1 protein-coding gene is annotated in these 320 nt (G+C 70.0%); it reads left to right on the plus strand.

The window, feature by feature from the left end; translation table 11 throughout:
* Nucleotides 1-320, plus strand: a 320-nt coding sequence (locus ACF8ML_RS18390; protein WP_392407597.1) for a DUF6531 domain-containing protein, incomplete at both ends; no start/stop codon positions are given.

Consider the following 320-nt stretch of genomic DNA (forward strand, 5'->3'; position numbering starts at 1 on the left):
GGCACCTGCACCCCCACGCCCGGCGGCAGCCCCTGCGGCGGCGCCGGCCCCGCCACCCAGGGCAACTCCAGCAGTACCAACCAGGGCGCAGGCAACCCCATCCACCTCATCAACGGCAACAAATACCAGCGCGAAGTGGACATGCCCGCCTTGCCAGGCGTGCTCGGCCTGGAAGTCGTGCGCCACTACAACAGCAGCTACAGCCGGGCCTACGTGCCGCCAGGCCTGCTCGGCCGCGGCTGGCTGCTCAGCTACGAGGCCCGCCTGTACGACCACCCCACCAACCTGCAGATCGTGCAGGCCGACGGCACCCGCATCAT

It is taken from the genome of Delftia sp. WSY_10 (genome assembly GCF_043104705.1).
Classification (GTDB): Bacteria; Pseudomonadota; Gammaproteobacteria; order Burkholderiales; family Burkholderiaceae_C; genus Comamonas; species Comamonas tsuruhatensis.